Consider the following 15,982-nt stretch of genomic DNA (forward strand, 5'->3'; position numbering starts at 1 on the left):
TGGGGCGCTCGGAGCACTCCGGGGGGCGTGCGACGGATTCCGGTCAGCGCTGCCTGATGGGGCCCATCGGATTTTCGATGGAGCCGGATCGGGTAGCCGTACGTCCATTCCTCGACGCCGAGCATTCGCCGAAGTATTGAGCGACGGAGGTGGCAGGGCCATGGCTGGTTTCCGCAGCCTTGCGAGACAGGTGCGCGACCCAGGGAACGATCTCGCACTGCGCCGGTATTCGCTGCGCAAGTGCCTTGAGCGGTTCGCCCCTTATGGACACCGGGCGACCTGGGACCATCTGTGTGCGGGGCATGGCATCGGGCCCGAGGACCGGGCGCCCGATCCGGCGCGGCTGGTGGCCGCGCTCGACGAGCTTGAGGCGGCGCGGGCCGTCTGGCTCGGATACGAAGCGGAGTTCGCGGCCCGCAGGAAGCGTGAGAAGCACGCCGGCCTGCGGATCCCCGGCTCCTTCGACGACTGGCACCGGCGCACCTGGGGCGGTTTCGGGGTGGCCTGGTGCGAGGACCCGTCGGTGCATCCGGAGCGGCCGCTGGCCGAGGTGCTCGGCCGGATCATCGCGGCGCTGCGGACGGTGCCGGGCGCGGGCTGCCCGGTGTGCGAGGAGCAGCGGCTGGTGTGGCAGCGGGACCTGGCCCACGACCCGTGGTGCGGCCCGGTCTGCGCCGCCTGCGGAATCCTGGTGCCGCAGCCGGTGCTGACCGCCGAGGCGCTGGTGCGCGCCAAGTTGGTCCGGCGCCGAGAGCTGGCATCGGTGGCATGAGACGCGCGGGGGCGGACGCGGCCGGGGGCCGCCTCGGGCCGCCCCCGCGCCGTCCGGACGGTGTGCGCCGCCGTAGGGCTAACAGGTCTCGCACGAGGCCGCGTCGGGCACGGCCCGCTTCTTCTTGCGCTCGGGCAGCAGCCGCGAACCGGTGAGGTGGTCGCCGGAGATGTCGTCCGGGTTGGACAGGACACAGGTCTCCAGCGACAGGCATCCGCAGCCGATGCAGTCCGTCAGATGGTTGCGCAGCCGGTTCAGCTGCTTGATGCGCTCGTCGAGTTCGGAGCGCCAGGTCTCGGAGAGCCGCGCCCAGTCCTCACGGTTCGGGGTGCGCTCCTCGGGGAGTTCGGCGAGGGCGTCCCGGATCGTCGCGAGGGGGATGCCCACCCGCTGGGCGGCCCGCACGAAGGCGACCCGGCGCAGCACATCACGGCTGTAGCGGCGCTGGTTGCCCGAGGTGCGGCGGCTGCTGATCAGACCCTTGGACTCGTAGAAGTGCAGGGCGGACACGGCGGCCCCGCTGCGGGCCGACAGCTGGCCGACCGTGAGCTCATGGACCTTCTCTGGAATCTGCGGCACTCCCCGAACCCTACTGCTCGGGTGCGATCACCGTTGACAGCGGGCAGCGCCCCCAGCATGCTGAGCAAGCGCTTGGACAGTAGAGGCGCAAAGGCAGTCGAAGCATGCGAGAGAGGCAGGAACCGGGCATGGCAGAGCCGAGGATCTTCACCTCCGCCGACGAGCTGAAGGCCGGAGTGGGCGAGCCGCTCGGGTACAGCGACTGGCTGGAGATCGACCAGCACCGCATCGACCTGTTCGCCGACGCCACCGGCGACCACCAGTGGATCCACGTCGACCCGGCGCGGGCCGCGGCCGGGCCGTTCGGGACGACCATCGCGCACGGCTATCTGACGCTCTCGCTGCTGCCCGCCCTCGTACCGCAGGTGCTGCGCGTCGAGGGGATGAAGATGGGGATCAACTACGGCACCGAGAAGGTCCGTTTCCCCGCCCCGGTGCCGGTCGGCTCGCGGCTGCGGGCCACGGCGCTCCTCACCGACGTGACCGAGGCCGGCGGCGGCGTACAGGTGACCGCGAAGGTCACGGTCGAGCGCGAGGGCGGCGAGAAGCCGGTGTGCGTGGCGGAGTCGGTGTCGCGGTACTTCTTCTGAGGTTCTTCTGGGCGGAGCCGGCTACTTCGGCTGCGCCGCCACCATCCGCAGCACGAGGTCGGCGTAGAGCGCGCCGACCTCGTCGGGCGTGCGCCGCCCCTCCGTGTTGAACCAGCGCGCCACGTCGATGCAGAGCGACAGCACCGCGAGCGTGGTCCCGGGCACGTCCGGTACGTCGAACTCGCCCGCCGCCACGCCCTCGTTGAGGATGCGCCGCACGGCGGCGTCGCTGCGGCGGCGCAGCCCCACGATCTCGGTGCGGTGCTCGTCGCCGAGCGCGTCGAGCTCGTACTGGACCACGCGGGCGGTCATATGGTGCCCGGCGTGCCACCGTACGAAGGAGCGCACGGCGCCGGCGAGCCGGTCGGCGGCGGTGCCCCCGGCGTCCGCCGCCGTCTCCAGGATCTCCAGGGCCTTGTCGTGGCCGATGCGGCTGATCCGGTGGAGCAGCTCTTCCTTGGTCTTGTAGTGGATGTAGAGCGCGGCCGGGCTCATGCCCGCGCGGCCCGCGATGTCACGGGTCGTCGTGGCGTGGTAGCCGCGCTCGGCGAAGGCCTCCACGGCGGCGACGAGCAGCCTCCGGGCGGCCTCGGGCGTGACCTCGCCCCAGGGCCTGTCCTCGCCGCCCGCCATCTCGTCAGCCGCACCCATCGCCTGCTCCTTCTTTCTTCGGACGAACACCATACCCCGAAGGTGAGCAAGCGCTTAGAGGATGCGCTACAGCTTCTGGAACGGGTCGTGCTCGGCGAGCAGCTTCTCCAGGCGGGCCTGGTCGACCCGGGAGACGATCTGCCCGGCCTCCTGGCGGTCGCGGACGACCTTGGCGAGCGTGAAGGCGGAGGTGACGAGGTAGAGGACGGCTATCCCCAGGAAGGCGCGCACCCAGGCGTCGGCCTGGAGCCTGGTGATGCCGATGGCCGTGGCCGCGATGGCGACGGCGAAGGACGCGACGGCCTGTCCGTAGTACGCGGCCGTGTTCTGCTGCTTGACCGGTGTCTCACTCATGGGCACAGCATGGAGCGGATGTGGCCGGTGCCACATCCGCTCGCGTACTCAGGGCGTACTCAGAACGCCGAGACCCCGGTCTCCGCCCGGCCGATGATCAGCTTCTGGATCTGGCTGGTGCCCTCGTAGAGCGTCATCACGCGCGCGTCGCGCAGCAGCTTGCCGACCGGGTACTCGTCGATGTAGCCGTAACCCCCGTACACCTGGAGGGCGTTGTTGGCCGCGCGCACGGCGGCCTCGGAGGCGAAGAGCTTGGCCTTGGAGGCCTCGGTGGCGAACTCCTCGCCCCGGTCGATGAGATCGGCGACCCGCCAGGTCAGCAGCCGGGCCGCGTCCACGTCCACGGAGATGTCGCTGATCAGCTCCTGGACCAGCTGGTAGTGCGCGATGGACCGGCCGAACTGCTCGCGCTGCCCGGCGTACCCGACCGCCGCGTCCAGCGCCGCCCGCGCGATGCCCACACAGCCCGCCGCCACCGACATCCGCCCCTTGGCCAGCGCGGACATGGCGATCGAGAAGCCCTTGCCCTCCGGCCCGAGCAGCGCGTCCGCGGGCAGCCGCACGTCCTGGAGGACCACCTCCGCGGTCGCCTGGCCGCGCAGGCCGAGCTTGCCGTGGATGGGGCGGCGGCTGAGGCCGGGGGCGTCGGCCGGCACCAGGAAGGCGGAGACGCCCCGGTGCCCGGGGGTGTCGTTGGTGCGGGCGAAGAGCAGCACCACATCGGCCCAGGTGCCGTTGGTGATGAACATCTTGGAGCCGTTGACCACGTACTCGTCGCCGTCCCGGACCGCCCTGGTCGCCAGGTTCCCGGCGTCCGAACCGGTGCCGGGCTCGGTGAGCCCGAAGCAGCCGAGGGCCTCGCCGGAGGCGAGCCGGGGCAGCCAGGTCCGCTTCTGCTCCTCGCTGCCCCAGTGCGCGACCGTCTTGGCGACCAGGCCCAGCGAGACGGAGACGATGCCGCGCACCGAGGAGTCGCCGCGCCCGAGCTCCTCGGTGACCAGGCAGTACGCGAGGTGGTCGCCGCCCGAACCGCCGTACTCCTCGGGGATGGTGAGCCCGAGGAAGCCGAGCGCGCCCAGCTTCTTCACGATGCCCCGGTCGACGCTCTCGGCGCGGTCCCAGGCGATGGCGTACGGGGTGACCTCGCGGGCGACGAAGTCCTCGGCGAGCCGCCGCACCGCGGCCTGCTCCTCGCTCAGCTCCAGGTTCATCTCGCTCGCACCCCAGGTAGTCCGCTCGGCCGCCATTTAATTACCACTGCTAGTTTTTCATGCGCAGGCCTACTATGTGCCGCATGGCCCGACCGCGCAAGCCCCTCCTCAGCCACGACCGCATCGTCGCGGCGGCGAGCGCGCTCGTGGACACCGAGGGGCTCGCGGCCGTCTCCACCCGCCGCCTCGCCGCCGAACTGGGGGTGAGCGGCCCCTCCCTCTACAACCACTTCCGCACCAAGGACGAGATCCTGGAGGCGGTGGCGGACGCGACCTCCGCGCAGGTCGACCTGTCGATGTTCGAGGCGGCCGACGGCCGTGGCTGGCGCACCGCGCTGCACGACTGGGCCGTCGCCTACCGCGCGGTCCTCACCCGCCACCCCCACATCGTCCCGGTGCTCGCCCAGGGCCCCGGCCGCCGCCCGGCGGGCCTGCGGCTCGCGGACGCGGTGTTCGGCGGGATGGTCGCGGCGGGCTGGCCGCCCGCGCAGGCCACCCGTATCGGCGCGCTGATGCGGTACTTCGTGATGGGCTCGGCACTGGGCTCCTTCGCCCGCGGCTTCGTGGCCGACGAGACGGCGTACGACCCGGCCGACTACCCCCACCTCGGCCAGGCCCATCTGCTGGCCGAGCGCCAGGAGGAGATCGACGAGGGCGCCTTCGAGACCGGGCTGCGGGCGCTCCTGGACGGGCTCCAGACGCAGTACGACGCCCTGCCCGGCCACCCCCGCCGGTCCGCCGCCCACGGTTCGGCCCCGGCCGAACGATGACGGCGGCATGCTGGAGGTATGACAACCACAGCGGGATCGGGACTCGCCGCGTTCGCCGCGCTGCTCGCCGACGAGACCCGGGCGGCCTTCTGTCTGGCCCTGCTCGACGGGCGGGCCTGGACGTCCGGGGAGCTCGCGCGGTATGCGAAGGTCGCCCCCTCCACGGCCAGTGAGCACCTGGGCAAGCTGGTGGCGGGCGGGCTGCTCTTCGAGGAGCGGCAGGGGCGGCACCGGTATGTGCGCCTGGCCGACGCCGGGGTCGCCCACCTCGTCGAGGAGCTGGCGGCCCGCACCGCGCCCGCCCGGCCGCGCACCCTGCGGGCCGCGTCCGCGGGCAGCGCGATGGCCCGCGGCCGCACCTGCTACGACCATCTGGCCGGGCGCCTCGGCATCGCCGTCACCGACGCGATGACCCTGCGGGGTCTGCTCACCCAGGAAGCCGGGTTCGCGCTGACGCGCGAAGGGGTGCGCTGGTACGGGGAGTTGGGGCTCGCTCTCGACCACAAGGGCAAGCGCCCGCTGGTGCGCTCGTGCCTGGACTGGACCGAGCGCCGCCCCCATCTGGCCGGGGTGGCCGGAGCCGTGCTGTGCGCGCACGCGCTGGAGGCCGAGTGGTGCGTACGGATCGGCTCCGAGCGGGCGGTCCGGGTGACCCCGGCGGGCGAGGAGGCGCTGTCCGAGCTCCTCGGGATGGAGAAGGCGAGCCTGCGGTGAGCGGTGGCCCGGGCGGCTGGGGCGGCGGATAATTCGGTGAGCGCCGAACAGTTTCGGCCGTACCGTCGGCGCATGACCAACTCCTCGCACATCCGGCGCGGTTCCGAAGGACTCGCCCTCGCCGCCGCCGCGGTCTCCGTGGTGCTGTGGGCCTCGGCCTTCGTGTCGATCCGCAGCGCCGGAGACGCCTACTCCCCCGGGGCGCTGGCCCTCGGCCGGCTGCTCGCGGGCACCGCCGTGCTCGGCGTGCTCATGGCCGTCCGGCGCGAAGGGCTGCCGCCGCGCGCGGCCTGGCGGGGCATAGCGCTCTCCGGACTGCTCTGGTTCGGCCTCTACATGGTGGTGCTCAACTGGGGCGAGCAGCAGGTCGACGCGGGGACGGCCGCGATGGTCGTCAACATCGGGCCGATCCTCATCGCGCTGCTCGGCGCCCGTTTCCTCGGGGAGCGCCTGCCGCCCCGGCTGGTGGCGGGCATGGGCGTCTCGTTCGCGGGCGCGGTGGCCGTCGGCCTGTCGATGTCCGGCGACGGCGGCGCCAATGTCCTCGGGGTGGGGCTGTGCCTGCTCGCGGCGGTGACGTACGCGGCCGGTGTCGTGGCCCAGAAGCCCGCGCTGGCCCACGGCAGCGCGCTCCAAGTGACCTTCTTCGGCTGCCTGGTGGGTGCGGTGGCCTGTCTCCCGTTCAGCGGGCAGCTGCTCTCGGACGCCGCCGACGCACCGGCCCCGGCCACCCTGAACATGGTCTATCTGGGCGTCTTCCCGACCGCGCTGGCCTTCACGACCTGGGCGTACGCCCTGGCCCGTACGACGGCGGGCCGGATGGGCGCGACCACCTATGTGGTGCCCGCCCTCGTGGTGCTGATGTCCTGGCTGGTCCTGGACGAGGTCCCGGCATGGCTCACCCTGGTCGGCGGCGCCCTGTGCCTCGCGGGCGTGGGGGTCTCCCGCTCCCGCCCCCGGCGCCGTACGGAACGTACGGAACCGGTGGGCGCGAGCGTCACGGTGGCGGCGGAGCCTGAGCCGGAGACCGCGGGCGGGAGCCGCTAGAAGACCACCAGGGCCCGGCCGCCCTTGCCCGCGAGCATGTTGTCGAACGCGGCCGGGATCCCGTCCAGCCCGATCCGCTCCGACACCAGCGCGCCCAGGTCGAGGCGCCCGGCCCGGACGTGCTCGGCCAGCACCGGCAGGTCGCGCGCCGGGTCGCTGTTGCCGTAGACACAGCCGGAGAGCGTACGGCCCCAGTGGAAGATCTCCAGGGCGTTGAAGGAGACCTGCTGGTCCTTGCCGCCGATGCCGACGACCGTGGTGCGGCCGCCGCGCCGGGTGGACTCCCAGGCGGTACGGATGGTCACCGCGCGGCCGACGCACTCCACGGCCACGTCCACCCCGTTGCCGCCGGTCAGCTTGCGGACGTCCTTGGCGGTCGTCTCCGAGGCGACGACGAAGTCGGTGGCGCCCGCCCGCCGCGCCAGCTCCTCCTTCGCCGGGGAGGCATCGACCGCGACGATGCGCGAGGCACCCGCGATCCGGGCCGACTGGAGCGTGGCCAGGCCCACGCCGCCGACGCCGAACACGGCCACCGTCTCGCCCTCGCGCACCTTGGCCGAGTGGTGGACGGCGCCGTAGCCGGTGAGGACCGCGCAGCCGAGCAGGGCGGCCTCGGTGAGCGGGATGCCCTCGGGCAGCGGCAGCAGACAGTTCTCGGCGACCACCGTCTCCTCGGCGAACGCGGCGACGTTGAGTCCGGGGTGGAGTTCGGTTCCGGCGGAGGTGCGCGCGTACACCGCGCCGGCGCCCGTCAGGGCGTTCACGCAGAGCCAGACCTCGCCCAGTGAGCAGGGGTGGCAACTTCCGCAGGAGGGCGCCCAGTTGAGGACCACACCGTCGCCCGGCGCCACCGAGGTGACCCCCTCGCCGACGGAGACGACCGTGCCCGCGCCCTCGTGGCCGAGGACGGCCGGGACCGGCACGCGCATGGTGCCGTTGGAGAGCGACAGGTCGGAGTGGCAGACCCCGGCGGCGGCGAGGCGGACCCGCACCTGACCGGGGCCGGGCTCGGGGAGTTCTATCTCGGTGACCTCCAGCGGGGAGCCGATGGAGGGAAGGACGGCGGCGCGGACCACGATGCTGCTCCCGGGTTCGATGAGAGGCGAAGAAGGAGGGACGTCAGAACTGGAGGGACTTGGTCTGGAGGTACTCGGTCAGACCGTGCGGGCCGAGCTCGCGGCCGACGCCGGACTGCTTGTAGCCGCCGAACGGGGCCAGCGGGTTGAACCGGCCGCCGTTGATGTCGACCTGCCCGGTGTCCATCCGCCGGGCGAAGGCGACGGCCTCCGCCTCGTCCCCGGCCCAGACCGCGCCCGCGAGCCCGTACACCGTGCCGTTGGCGATCCGCAGCGCGTCGTCCTCGTCCTCGTACCGGATGAGCGAGACGACCGGGCCGAAGATCTCCTCCTGGGCGATGGCCATCTCGTGGGTGACGTCCGCGAAGACGGTCGGCGCCACGTAGTACCCCTGCTCCAGCGGGGCCTCGGGGCCGCCCGCGACGAGGCGGGCGCCCTCCTCGACGCCCTTCTCGATGTAGCCGCGCACCCGCTCCCGCTGCTTGGCGCTGACCAGCGGGCCGACGCGGTCGCCCGCCGGGTACTTGGCCACGGCGGCCTTGGCGAGCTCCACGGCCTCCTCGTACCGGTCGGTGTGGACCAGCATCCGGGTCCAGGCGCTGCACGTCTGGCCCGCGTTGTTCATGACGTTGGCGATGCCGACGGCGACCGCCTTGGCGAGGTCGGCGGAGGGCAGGATGACGTTGGCGGACTTGCCGCCCAGCTCCAGGGCGACGCGCTTGACGGCCGCGCCCGCCGTGGCGCCGATCTGCCGGCCCACGGCCGTCGAGCCGGTGAAGGAGACGAGGTCGACTCCCTCGTGCGCGGCGAGCGCCTGGCCGGCGACCGGGCCGAGACCGGTGACCAGGTTGAACACCCCGGCGGGCAGCCCGGCCTCGTGCACCGCCTCGGCGAAGAGCCGTGCGGTGAGCGGGGTGTCCTCGGCGGGCTTGAGCACGACCGTGCAGCCTGCCGCGAGCGCGGGGGCGACCTTGGCGACGATCTGGTGCAGCGGGTAGTTCCAGGGCGTGATCGCGCCGACCACGCCGACCGGCTCGTGGAAGACGGTCGAGTTGCCGATCCGCTCCTCGAAGGCGTGGGCGGCGGCGAGTTCGGCGTACGAACCGGCGACCGCGATCGGCAGGCCGACATGCACCTGCTGGGCGAACTGCTCGGGCGCCCCGAGCTCCGCGGTGACGGTGGCGGCGAGCTCGTCCTTGCGGGCGGCCAGCCGGTCGCGCAGGGCGGCGATCAGGGCGGCGCGCCCGGCGGGCGGGGTCGCGGCCCAGCCCGCGCCCGCCGGGGGCGGCCCGGCCCGGCGTGGCGGACGGCTTGACGGGCGGCTTGGCGCCCGGCACGTCCGGGGCCGCGGGCGCCCCCGGGGCCTGCCCGTTCCCCTCGGCCCCCGCGGGGGCCGAGGGCGTCGCCGCGCCCCCGGCTCCCACGGCGCCCATGGCGACCGGTGCGACCGACCCGTCGTCCTGGGCCCACCAGACGCCGCCGACGACCAGGGTCGCGGCCAGCGCCGCCGTCCGCGTCAGCCGGTAGGCGCGGGTGCGGTGGAAGGGCCTGGGGGAACCGCTACGCGGCGCCATGGGGGCGGCGGCGCAGCCGTCGGACGAAGAGCACCCCGGAGACCCCGACGAGGCCGAGGGCCGCGATGCCCGCCGCCGGCGAGACGCCGTCGGTGAGGCCGTCGGTCCCGGCCAGACCGCCGCCACCGGCGTTCGGACCGCCGTTGGGGCCGCCGTTGCCGCCGCCGGTCGAGCCGCCCGGCGGGTTGGTGATGGGGAGGCAGTCGACCTTGAAGACCTTGTGCTTGCCCGCGCCCTTGCCGCCGGTGATGTTCCAGGTGAGCTTGTACTGCCCGTCCGGGAGGGTGAGCGGCAGGGTGTGGCCGGTGCCGGTGGCGAGGGTGATGGCGCCGCTGAGGGTCGCGCCGCCCGCCCTGAGCGGCTGCGTCTGAATGGACCAGGTGATGCCCTGCGCGACGTCGAAGTTGAAGGCGTCGAGGTAGAACCCGCAGACCTTCGGCTCGTTGCGCTGGTCGGTGAACGGGGTGCCCAGGTTGTGGATCTTGACGTCGCCGTTGTCGCCGGGGGCGGCGTGTGCGGTGGGCGCCCCGGCCAGGGCGGCTCCCGCGAGCCCGAGGGCGAGAGCGGCGGCGGTGGCGGCCGGGCGGCGGACGGTGGGGCGCGGGGGTGAGGAGGCAGGCATGCGCTTTCCTTTGAGTCAGATTGTCATATAAATCGACCTTTCGTCTGACTCTCTTTCACACCCGCACGGCGAAACGGCGGAGCAGCGCCGGACGGGCCGCTGGATATCGCCCGTCCGGCGCAAGCGGGCTCCGCGCCCGTCCCCGCCTCAGATGATCCCGAAGAGGATCCCCGCGCCGAGGACCACCAGCGAGGTGAGCGCCGCCCACTTCACCGTGAACCGGGTGTGGTCGCCGAACTCGACCTTGGCCATGCCCACCAGGACGTACACGGCGGGAACCAGCGGGCTCGACATGTGCAGCGCCTGCCCGACCAGCGAGGCGCGGGCGATCTCCACGGAGGAGACGCCGTGCGCGGCCCCGGCCTCCGCGAGGACCGGCAGGACGCCGAAGTAGAAGCCGTCGTTGGACATGAAGTACGTGAGCGGCAGGCTCAGGATGCCGGTGACCAGCGCCATGTGCGGGCCCATGCCCTCGGGGACGGCCCCGACCAGCCAGTCCGCCATGTGCTTGACCATGCCGGTGCCGTTGAGGACGCCGGTGAAGACGGCCGCCGCGAAGACCATGCCGGCCACGTTGACGACATTGTCGGAGTGGGCGGCGATCCGGGCCTTCTGGTCCGGCATGTGCGGGAAGTTGACGGTGAGCGCGAGCGCCGCGCCCAGCAGGAACAGCACCGGGATCGGCAGCCACTCCATGATCATGGCGGTCAGCAGCGCCACGGTGAGGGCCGCGTTGAACCAGTACAGCCTGGGGCGCAGGGTCGCGCGCTTCGGGTCGAGGCCCTGGAAGCCGGGATCCTGGGCCCCGGGCAGGTCCGCCCCGTCACCGCCCCCGGCCGGGCGGGCCGGCTCGGAGCCGCCCGCCGCCACCAGGGCCGTCTCGCTCTCCGGCTCCAGGACCTCGTCCAGCGTGAGGTAGCCGAGCCGCTTGCGCTCGCGGCGCCCCAGTGCGTACGCGAGGACGAAGACCGCGACCAGTCCGACCGCGAGGGCCGGGATCATCGGGACGAAGATGTCGGTCGCGTCCAGCTTGAGGGCGGTGGCGGCGCGGGCGGTCGGGCCGCCCCAGGGCAGGGTGTTCATCACGCCGTTGGCGGTGGCGGCGACTCCGGTCATCACCACGAGGCTCATCTTCAGCCGCTTGTAGAGCGGGTACATCGCGGAGACCGTGATCATGAAGGTGGTCGAGCCGTCGCCGTCGAGGGAGACGATCGCGGCGAGCACCGCCGTACCGACGACCACCCGCACCGGGTCGGCCTTGCAGAACCGCAGGATGCCCCGGACGATCGGGTCGAAGAGGCCGACGTCGATCATCACCCCGAAGTAGATGATCGCGAACATCAGCATCGCGGCGGTCGGCGCGAGCTTGCCCACGCCGTCGACCACGTAGTCGCCGAGATGGGCGCCCTTGCCCACGAAGACGCAGAAGAGGGCGGGGATCAGAACCAGCGCCGCGATGGGCGACAGCTTCTTCAGCATGATCAGCACCAGGAAGGTCGCGATCATGGTGAAGCCGAGGACGGTCAGCATGGAGGACACCTAACGTTCACCCTTGAACTCCCACCAGGGGGCTGGCGGTGCGGATGACGTTAGGTCGGCCCTTCCGGCGTTAACAAGACGTTGACGTGTGAGCAATACGAGCAAAACCCCAGGTCAACGAAGTGCGATCAGCTCGACGGGGAAACCGTTGAGTACCGCGGTCCCCGACAGCGGGTCAAGGCGCGAGCCGTCGAGCAGCTGGTTGACGTTGACCCCGGGGCGCCCGGCGGCGACCCCGAGCCGGGTCCCGGGGCGGTCGTGTCCCCAGCCGTGCGGGAGGCTGACCACGCCCGTACGGACCGAGTCGGTGATCTCGACGGGCGCCGCCACCTCGCCGCCGTCGGCCCTGACGCGTACGGGGTCGCCGTCGCGCAGACCGAGCCGCGCCGCGTCCTCGGGGTGGACGTGGAGGGTGCAGCGGTTGGAACCGCCGTTCAGGGACGGGATGTTGTGCAGCCAGCTGTTGTTGGAGCGCAGATGGCGGCGGCCGACCAGGACGAGCCCGTCGGGCCGGGCGCCGAGGGCCGCGCGCAGCCGGGGCAGATCCTCGGCGATCGGCGCGGGCAGCAGCTCGATCCGCCCGCTGCGGGTCCGCAGCACCTGCGGAAGCCGGGGGCGAAGCGGGCCGAGGTCGATGCCGTGCGGGTGGGCCAGCACCCGCTCCAGGGTGAGGCCGTCCGGGGTGGCGCCGAAGCCGTCGCCGTAGGGGCCGAGCCGCAGCATCATGTCGAGCCGCCGCTCGGGGCCGCTCTCCCCGGTCAGCTGTGCGGCGAGCTCCTTCGGATCACGTCCGTGCACGGCCGAGTGCGGGTCGGCCACGGCCTTGCCCAGGGTGCGCTCGACGACCATCGCGTCCACGGCGCCCGCCGGGGCGCCGTGCGTCCCGGTCGCCGCGAGGACGAGCCGGGCGTGGATCTCGCACTCGTCGAGGCTGCCCTCGGCGAGGGGCACGACGGGGCGGGTGTAGCGGACCTGGTTGCGGACGGCGAGCGCGTTGAAGGCGAAGTCGAAGTGGGCGCTCTGCGAGGGCGGCGGCGGGGGCAGCACCACATCGGCGTGGCGCGAGGTCTCGTTGAGGTACGGGTCGACGCTGACCATGAAGTCGAGCCCGCCGAGCGCCCGGTCGAGCCGGTCGCCGTCGGGAGCGGAGAGCACCGGGTTGGCGGCGCAGACGATCAGCGCCCGGATCTTCCCTTCCCCCGGCGTCTCGATCTCCTCGGCGAGCGCGGCCGCCGGGAGCTCCGACTTGGCCTCCGGGTGGCCGCCGACCCGGCTGCGCCAGCGGCCTGTCTCGAACCCCTTGCCGGGCCCGGCCGGGCGCGGGGCGCGGTCGGTGGCGGAGAGCGGGAAGAGCGCTCCGCCGGGCCGGTCCAGATTGCCGGTGAGGATGTTGAGGACGTCGACGAGCCAGCTGGCCAGGGTGCCGTGCTCCACCGTGCAGCTGCCGATGCGGCCGTAGACGGCGGCGGTGGGCGCGGCCGCGAGCTCCCGGGCGAGGATGCGGATCTCGTCCGGGTCGAGGTCGCAGGCCGCCCCGACCGCCTCGGGGGTGAACTCCCGTACCGCCTCGTGCACTTCGGCCAGCCCCTCCACCCGGTCCGCGAGCTCGCCGGGCGAGGTCAGCTTCTCCTCGAAGAGGACGTGGGCGAGCGCGGCGAGCAGCAGCGCGTCGGTGCCGGGCCGGGGGGCCAGATGCCGGTCGGCCAGCTTGGCGGTACGGGTGCGGCGCGGGTCGACGACGGTGAGGGTGCCGCCGCGCCCGCGCAGCGCCTTGAGCCTGCCGGGGAAGTCCGGCGCGGTGCACAGGCTCCCGTTGGACTCCAGGGGGTTGGCACCGAGCAGCAGCAGATGGTCGGTGCGGTCGAGGTCCGGCACCGGGATGGCGAACGGGTCGCCGAAGAGCAGCCCGCTGGAGACGTGCTTGGGCATCTGGTCGAGGGTGCTGGCGGTGAAGAGGCTGCGGGTGTGCAGGCCGCCGAGCAGGACGGGCGGGTAGAGCGCCCCCGCCATGGTGTGGACGTTGGGGTTGCCGAGCACCACCCCGACGGCGTCCGCGCCGTACGTCTCGACCACCGGCCGCAGCCGCGCCGCGACCACGTCGAACGCCTCGTCCCAGGTGGCCGGCTCCAGTCTGCCGTCCCGGCGCACCAGGGGCGTGGTGAGCCGGTCGGGGTCGCCGTCGACCTCGCCGAAGGAGGCGCCCTTGGGGCAGATGAACCCCTGGCTGAACACATCGTCCCGGTCGCCGCGGGCGCCGGTGACCCGGGTCCCCTCGACGGTCAGGGTCAGCCCGCAAGTGGCTTCGCAGAGGGGGCAGATGCGGAGTGCGGACATGGGGTCCTCCCCGGGGCGGCGGGTGGTGACGCGCGGGCGGTCCGAGCATACCGACCGGTAGGCATGGTGGCGAGGGCTGAGGAGGACCGTTACTGCCGCCGCCGCGGCCGCCCGCTCAGCCCAGCGTCCTGGCGAGATACGCGTGCAGCAGCTCGCGGGTCTCGGTGACGATGCCCGGGTCCCCGTCCGGGTCGGTGCGGAAGGCGAGCCGCAGCAGGGCGTCCGCCGCCTCGACCGCGACCAGGATGGTCCGGCGCAGCTCGGCGTCGGGGGCGCGGCCGAACTGGGCCGGGAGCAGCTCGGCGAGCCGGTCGGCCAGCAGGTGGTTGGCGTCGGCGGCGGGGTCGACGACCGGCTGCGGGCCGCCGAAGTCGACCAGGTTGAAGCCGGGCACGGTCTTCTTCAGGTCCAGGTACTCGTCGAGTACCGCGTCGATCGCCCCGCGCCAGTCCTCGGCCTCGATGGTGGCGAGCCGGGCACCGACGATCTCCGCGAACCGGTCCAGGTTGCGGGCGGCGAGCGCCTCCGCGAGCGCCCGCTTGTTGCTGAAGAAGCGGTACACCGAGCCGATGGGCACCCCGGCCCGCTGGGCGACGGCCCGGGTCGAGAGCTCTTCGTAACCGGTCTCGTCGAGCAGCTCGGCGCAGGCGTCCAGGATCCGGCTGAGGCGCTCGGCACTGCGCTGCTGCACGGGTGCGCGGCGGAGGTTCGCATGGGGCACGGGCCCCATCATGCCGCGCTCGGCCGGTTTTGCCGTTGACGCGGTCGAATCCGAATCCTACGGTGACCCATAGGATTGCAGGATTCTTCGGCGGCGGGAGCGGCAGATGACCACCAGCAGCGAGCAGGCCAGAAAGACGGCGGAGGCGCTGGCGTACTCCCCGGGGTTCGGCAACGAGCACAGCTCGGAGGCGGTTCCCGGCGCCCTGCCGCATGGCCGGAACTCGCCGCAGCGCGCTCCCCTCGGGCTGTACGCGGAGCAGCTGAGCGGTTCCGCGTTCACCGAGCCGAGGGCGCACAACCGCCGCTCCTGGCTGTACCGGATCGCCCCGTCGGCCGCGCACCCCGCGTTCGTGCGGACCGACAACGGCAACCTGCGCAGCGCGCCCTTCACGGAGACGGTGCCCGACCCCAACCGGCTGCGCTGGAACCCGCTGCCCCAGCCCGCGCCCGGGACGGACTGGCTGGCCGGCCTGTGGACGCTCGGGGGCAACGGCGACGCCACCCAGCGCACCGGCATGGCGGTGCACCTCTACCACGCCAACGCCTCCATGGACCGGGTCTTCAGCGACGCCGACGGCGAGCTGCTGATCGTCCCCGAGCGCGGTGGACTGCTGCTGCGCACCGAGTTCGGCCTGCTCGCGGCCCGCCCCGGCGAGATCGCGCTGATCCCCCGCGGTGTGCGCTTCCGGGTCGAGCTCCTCGACGAGACGGCCCGCGGTTACGTGTGCGAGAACTACGGCCGGCCGTTCCAGCTCCCCGACCTCGGCCCGATCGGCGCCAACGGCCTCGCCAACGCCCGCGACTTCCTGGCGCCGGTCGCGGCGTACGAGGAGGTCGGGGGCCCGGTGGAGGTGGTGAACAAGTTCTGCGGCAACCTCTGGTCCGCGCGGTACGACCACTCGCCGCTGGACGTGGTCGCGTGGCACGGCAACCACGTGCCGTACGTGTACGACCTGCGCCGCTTCAACGTCATCGGCACGATCTCGTACGACCACCCGGACCCGTCGATCTTCACGGTCCTGACCTCCCCGTCGGACACCCCCGGCCTCGCGGGCGTCGACTTCGTCGTCTTCGCACCGCGCTGGCTGGTGGGCGAGGACACCTTCCGGCCGCCGTACTTCCACCGCAATGTGATGAGCGAGTACATGGGCCTGATCGAGGGCGCGTACGACGCGAAGGCGGAGGGCTTCGTCCCCGGCGGCGGCTCGCTCCACAACATGATGTCGGCGCACGGCCCCGACCGGGAGACCTTCGACAGGGCGAGCGCCGCCGAGCTGAAGCCACAGAAGATCGACGACGGCCTCGCGTTCATGTTCGAGACGCGGTGGCCGGTGACGGCGACGGAGCAGGCGGCGTCGGCGGACCATCTCCAGCGGGGCTACGACGAGGTGTGGCAGGGCCTGGAGCGCCACTTCCGCGCGTGAGG

General features: G+C 72.9%; 15 protein-coding genes and 1 pseudogene. 6 read left to right on the forward strand and 10 right to left on the reverse strand.

From position 1 onward, the window contains the following. Nucleotides 1-160 precede the first annotated feature (160 nt). Complete coding sequence (locus tag A8W25_RS04810; RefSeq protein ID WP_067156205.1) at nt 161-772, forward strand: hypothetical protein; 612 nt, start codon at nt 161-163, stop codon at nt 770-772. A 78-nt stretch (nt 773-850) separates the two neighbouring features. Here A8W25_RS04810 and soxR read toward each other — a convergent pair whose 3' ends face one another. Beyond that, complete coding sequence (soxR, locus tag A8W25_RS04815) at nt 851-1,351, reverse strand: redox-sensitive transcriptional activator SoxR (RefSeq protein ID WP_067156208.1); 501 nt, start codon at nt 1,349-1,351, stop codon at nt 851-853. Nucleotides 1,352-1,479: 128 nt separating this feature from the next. On the opposite strand from soxR, the gene A8W25_RS04820 reads away from it, so the two are divergent. Beyond that, a complete protein-coding gene (locus A8W25_RS04820) occupies nt 1,480-1,941 on the forward strand; it encodes a MaoC family dehydratase (RefSeq protein WP_067156211.1) in 462 nt (153 codons plus the stop codon). A 21-nt stretch (nt 1,942-1,962) separates the two neighbouring features. Here the strand turns inward: A8W25_RS04820 and A8W25_RS04825 are convergent, their stop codons facing one another. From A8W25_RS04825 to A8W25_RS04835, 3 genes are all read right to left on the reverse strand, one after another. Continuing rightward, complete coding sequence (locus A8W25_RS04825; protein WP_067156214.1) at nt 1,963-2,592, reverse strand: TetR/AcrR family transcriptional regulator; 630 nt, start codon at nt 2,590-2,592, stop codon at nt 1,963-1,965. Between the two features lie 66 nt (nt 2,593-2,658). After that, on the reverse strand, nt 2,659-2,946 hold the full coding sequence (locus A8W25_RS04830) for a YiaA/YiaB family inner membrane protein (RefSeq protein WP_067156217.1): 288 nt from the start codon (nt 2,944-2,946) through the stop codon (nt 2,659-2,661). Nucleotides 2,947-3,005: 59 nt separating this feature from the next. Beyond that, on the reverse strand, nt 3,006-4,157 hold the full coding sequence (locus A8W25_RS04835) for an acyl-CoA dehydrogenase family protein (protein ID WP_067156711.1): 1,152 nt from the start codon (nt 4,155-4,157) through the stop codon (nt 3,006-3,008). An 83-nt stretch (nt 4,158-4,240) separates the two neighbouring features. Here A8W25_RS04835 and A8W25_RS04840 point away from each other — a divergent pair, with 83 nt between their 5' ends. The 3 genes from A8W25_RS04840 to A8W25_RS04850 all read left to right on the forward strand — a co-directional run bounded on the left by A8W25_RS04840 (nt 4,241) and on the right by A8W25_RS04850 (nt 6,688). Beyond that, nucleotides 4,241-4,927, forward strand: coding sequence for a TetR/AcrR family transcriptional regulator (locus tag A8W25_RS04840; protein ID WP_067156220.1), 687 nt, complete (start codon nt 4,241-4,243; stop codon nt 4,925-4,927). Nucleotides 4,928-4,945: 18 nt separating this feature from the next. Next, nucleotides 4,946-5,641 (forward strand): ArsR/SmtB family transcription factor, encoded by a 696-nt coding sequence (locus A8W25_RS04845; protein ID WP_067156222.1) that lies wholly within the window; start codon nt 4,946-4,948, stop codon nt 5,639-5,641. A gap of 72 nt (nt 5,642-5,713) precedes the next feature. Then, entirely contained in the window at nt 5,714-6,688 is a 975-nt protein-coding gene (locus A8W25_RS04850; protein WP_067156225.1) for a DMT family transporter, read from the forward strand. On the opposite strand, the gene A8W25_RS04855 is transcribed toward A8W25_RS04850, so the two are convergent. The 6 genes and pseudogenes from A8W25_RS04855 to A8W25_RS04885 all read right to left on the reverse strand — a co-directional run bounded on the left by A8W25_RS04855 (nt 6,685) and on the right by A8W25_RS04885 (nt 14,563). Then, a complete protein-coding gene (locus A8W25_RS04855; protein ID WP_067156228.1) occupies nt 6,685-7,767 on the reverse strand; it encodes a Zn-dependent alcohol dehydrogenase in 1,083 nt (360 codons plus the stop codon). The genes A8W25_RS04850 and A8W25_RS04855 overlap by 4 nt on opposite strands. Nucleotides 7,768-7,807: 40 nt before the next feature. Then, a pseudogene (locus A8W25_RS04860) lies at nt 7,808-9,034 on the reverse strand (aldehyde dehydrogenase family protein); the annotation flags it as partial. Between the two features lie 290 nt (nt 9,035-9,324). Beyond that, nucleotides 9,325-9,960 carry a hypothetical protein gene (locus A8W25_RS04870; RefSeq protein ID WP_067156237.1) on the reverse strand — a complete coding sequence of 212 codons (636 nt, stop codon included), beginning with the start codon at nt 9,958-9,960 and terminating at the stop codon, nt 9,325-9,327. 147 nt (nt 9,961-10,107) lie between these two features. After that, entirely contained in the window at nt 10,108-11,490 is a 1,383-nt protein-coding gene (locus tag A8W25_RS04875; protein WP_067156715.1) for a CitMHS family transporter, read from the reverse strand. A gap of 123 nt (nt 11,491-11,613) precedes the next feature. Then, nucleotides 11,614-13,833: a molybdopterin oxidoreductase family protein gene (locus A8W25_RS04880; protein WP_067156240.1), complete on the reverse strand. Its 2,220-nt coding sequence runs from the start codon at nt 13,831-13,833 to the stop codon at nt 11,614-11,616. Nucleotides 13,834-13,948: 115 nt separating this feature from the next. Then, nucleotides 13,949-14,563 (reverse strand): TetR/AcrR family transcriptional regulator, encoded by a 615-nt coding sequence (locus A8W25_RS04885; RefSeq protein WP_107470617.1) that lies wholly within the window; start codon nt 14,561-14,563, stop codon nt 13,949-13,951. Between the two features lie 97 nt (nt 14,564-14,660). On the opposite strand from A8W25_RS04885, the gene hmgA reads away from it, so the two are divergent. Further along, nucleotides 14,661-15,980 carry a homogentisate 1,2-dioxygenase gene (hmgA, locus tag A8W25_RS04890; protein ID WP_067156248.1) on the forward strand — a complete coding sequence of 440 codons (1,320 nt, stop codon included), beginning with the start codon at nt 14,661-14,663 and terminating at the stop codon, nt 15,978-15,980. Nucleotides 15,981-15,982 lie beyond the last annotated feature (2 nt).

The organism is Streptomyces sp. ERV7, assembly GCF_001653515.1.
Lineage (GTDB): Bacteria > Actinomycetota > Actinomycetes > Streptomycetales > Streptomycetaceae > Streptomyces.

Bases quoted from the DNA above. Each gene is read 5' to 3' on its own strand.
- A8W25_RS04810 (WP_067156205.1), top strand. From the start codon at position 161: ATGGCTGGTTTCCGCAGCCTTGCGAGACAGGTGCGCGACCCAGGGAAC.
- A8W25_RS04820 (WP_067156211.1), top strand. From the start codon at position 1,480: ATGGCAGAGCCGAGGATCTTCACCTCCGCCGACGAGCTGAAGGCCGGA.
- A8W25_RS04825 (WP_067156214.1), bottom strand. From the start codon at position 2,592: ATGGGTGCGGCTGACGAGATGGCGGGCGGCGAGGACAGGCCCTGGGGC.
- A8W25_RS04830 (WP_067156217.1), bottom strand. From the start codon at position 2,946: ATGAGTGAGACACCGGTCAAGCAGCAGAACACGGCCGCGTACTACGGA.
- A8W25_RS04835 (WP_067156711.1), bottom strand. From the start codon at position 4,157: ATGAACCTGGAGCTGAGCGAGGAGCAGGCCGCGGTGCGGCGGCTCGCC.
- A8W25_RS04840 (WP_067156220.1), top strand. From the start codon at position 4,241: ATGGCCCGACCGCGCAAGCCCCTCCTCAGCCACGACCGCATCGTCGCG.
- A8W25_RS04845 (WP_067156222.1), top strand. From the start codon at position 4,946: ATGACAACCACAGCGGGATCGGGACTCGCCGCGTTCGCCGCGCTGCTC.
- A8W25_RS04850 (WP_067156225.1), top strand. From the start codon at position 5,714: ATGACCAACTCCTCGCACATCCGGCGCGGTTCCGAAGGACTCGCCCTC.
- A8W25_RS04870 (WP_067156237.1), bottom strand. From the start codon at position 9,960: ATGCCTGCCTCCTCACCCCCGCGCCCCACCGTCCGCCGCCCGGCCGCC.
- A8W25_RS04875 (WP_067156715.1), bottom strand. From the start codon at position 11,490: ATGCTGACCGTCCTCGGCTTCACCATGATCGCGACCTTCCTGGTGCTG.
- A8W25_RS04880 (WP_067156240.1), bottom strand. From the start codon at position 13,833: ATGTCCGCACTCCGCATCTGCCCCCTCTGCGAAGCCACTTGCGGGCTG.
- A8W25_RS04885 (WP_107470617.1), bottom strand. From the start codon at position 14,563: ATGGGGCCCGTGCCCCATGCGAACCTCCGCCGCGCACCCGTGCAGCAG.
- hmgA (WP_067156248.1), top strand. From the start codon at position 14,661: ATGACCACCAGCAGCGAGCAGGCCAGAAAGACGGCGGAGGCGCTGGCG.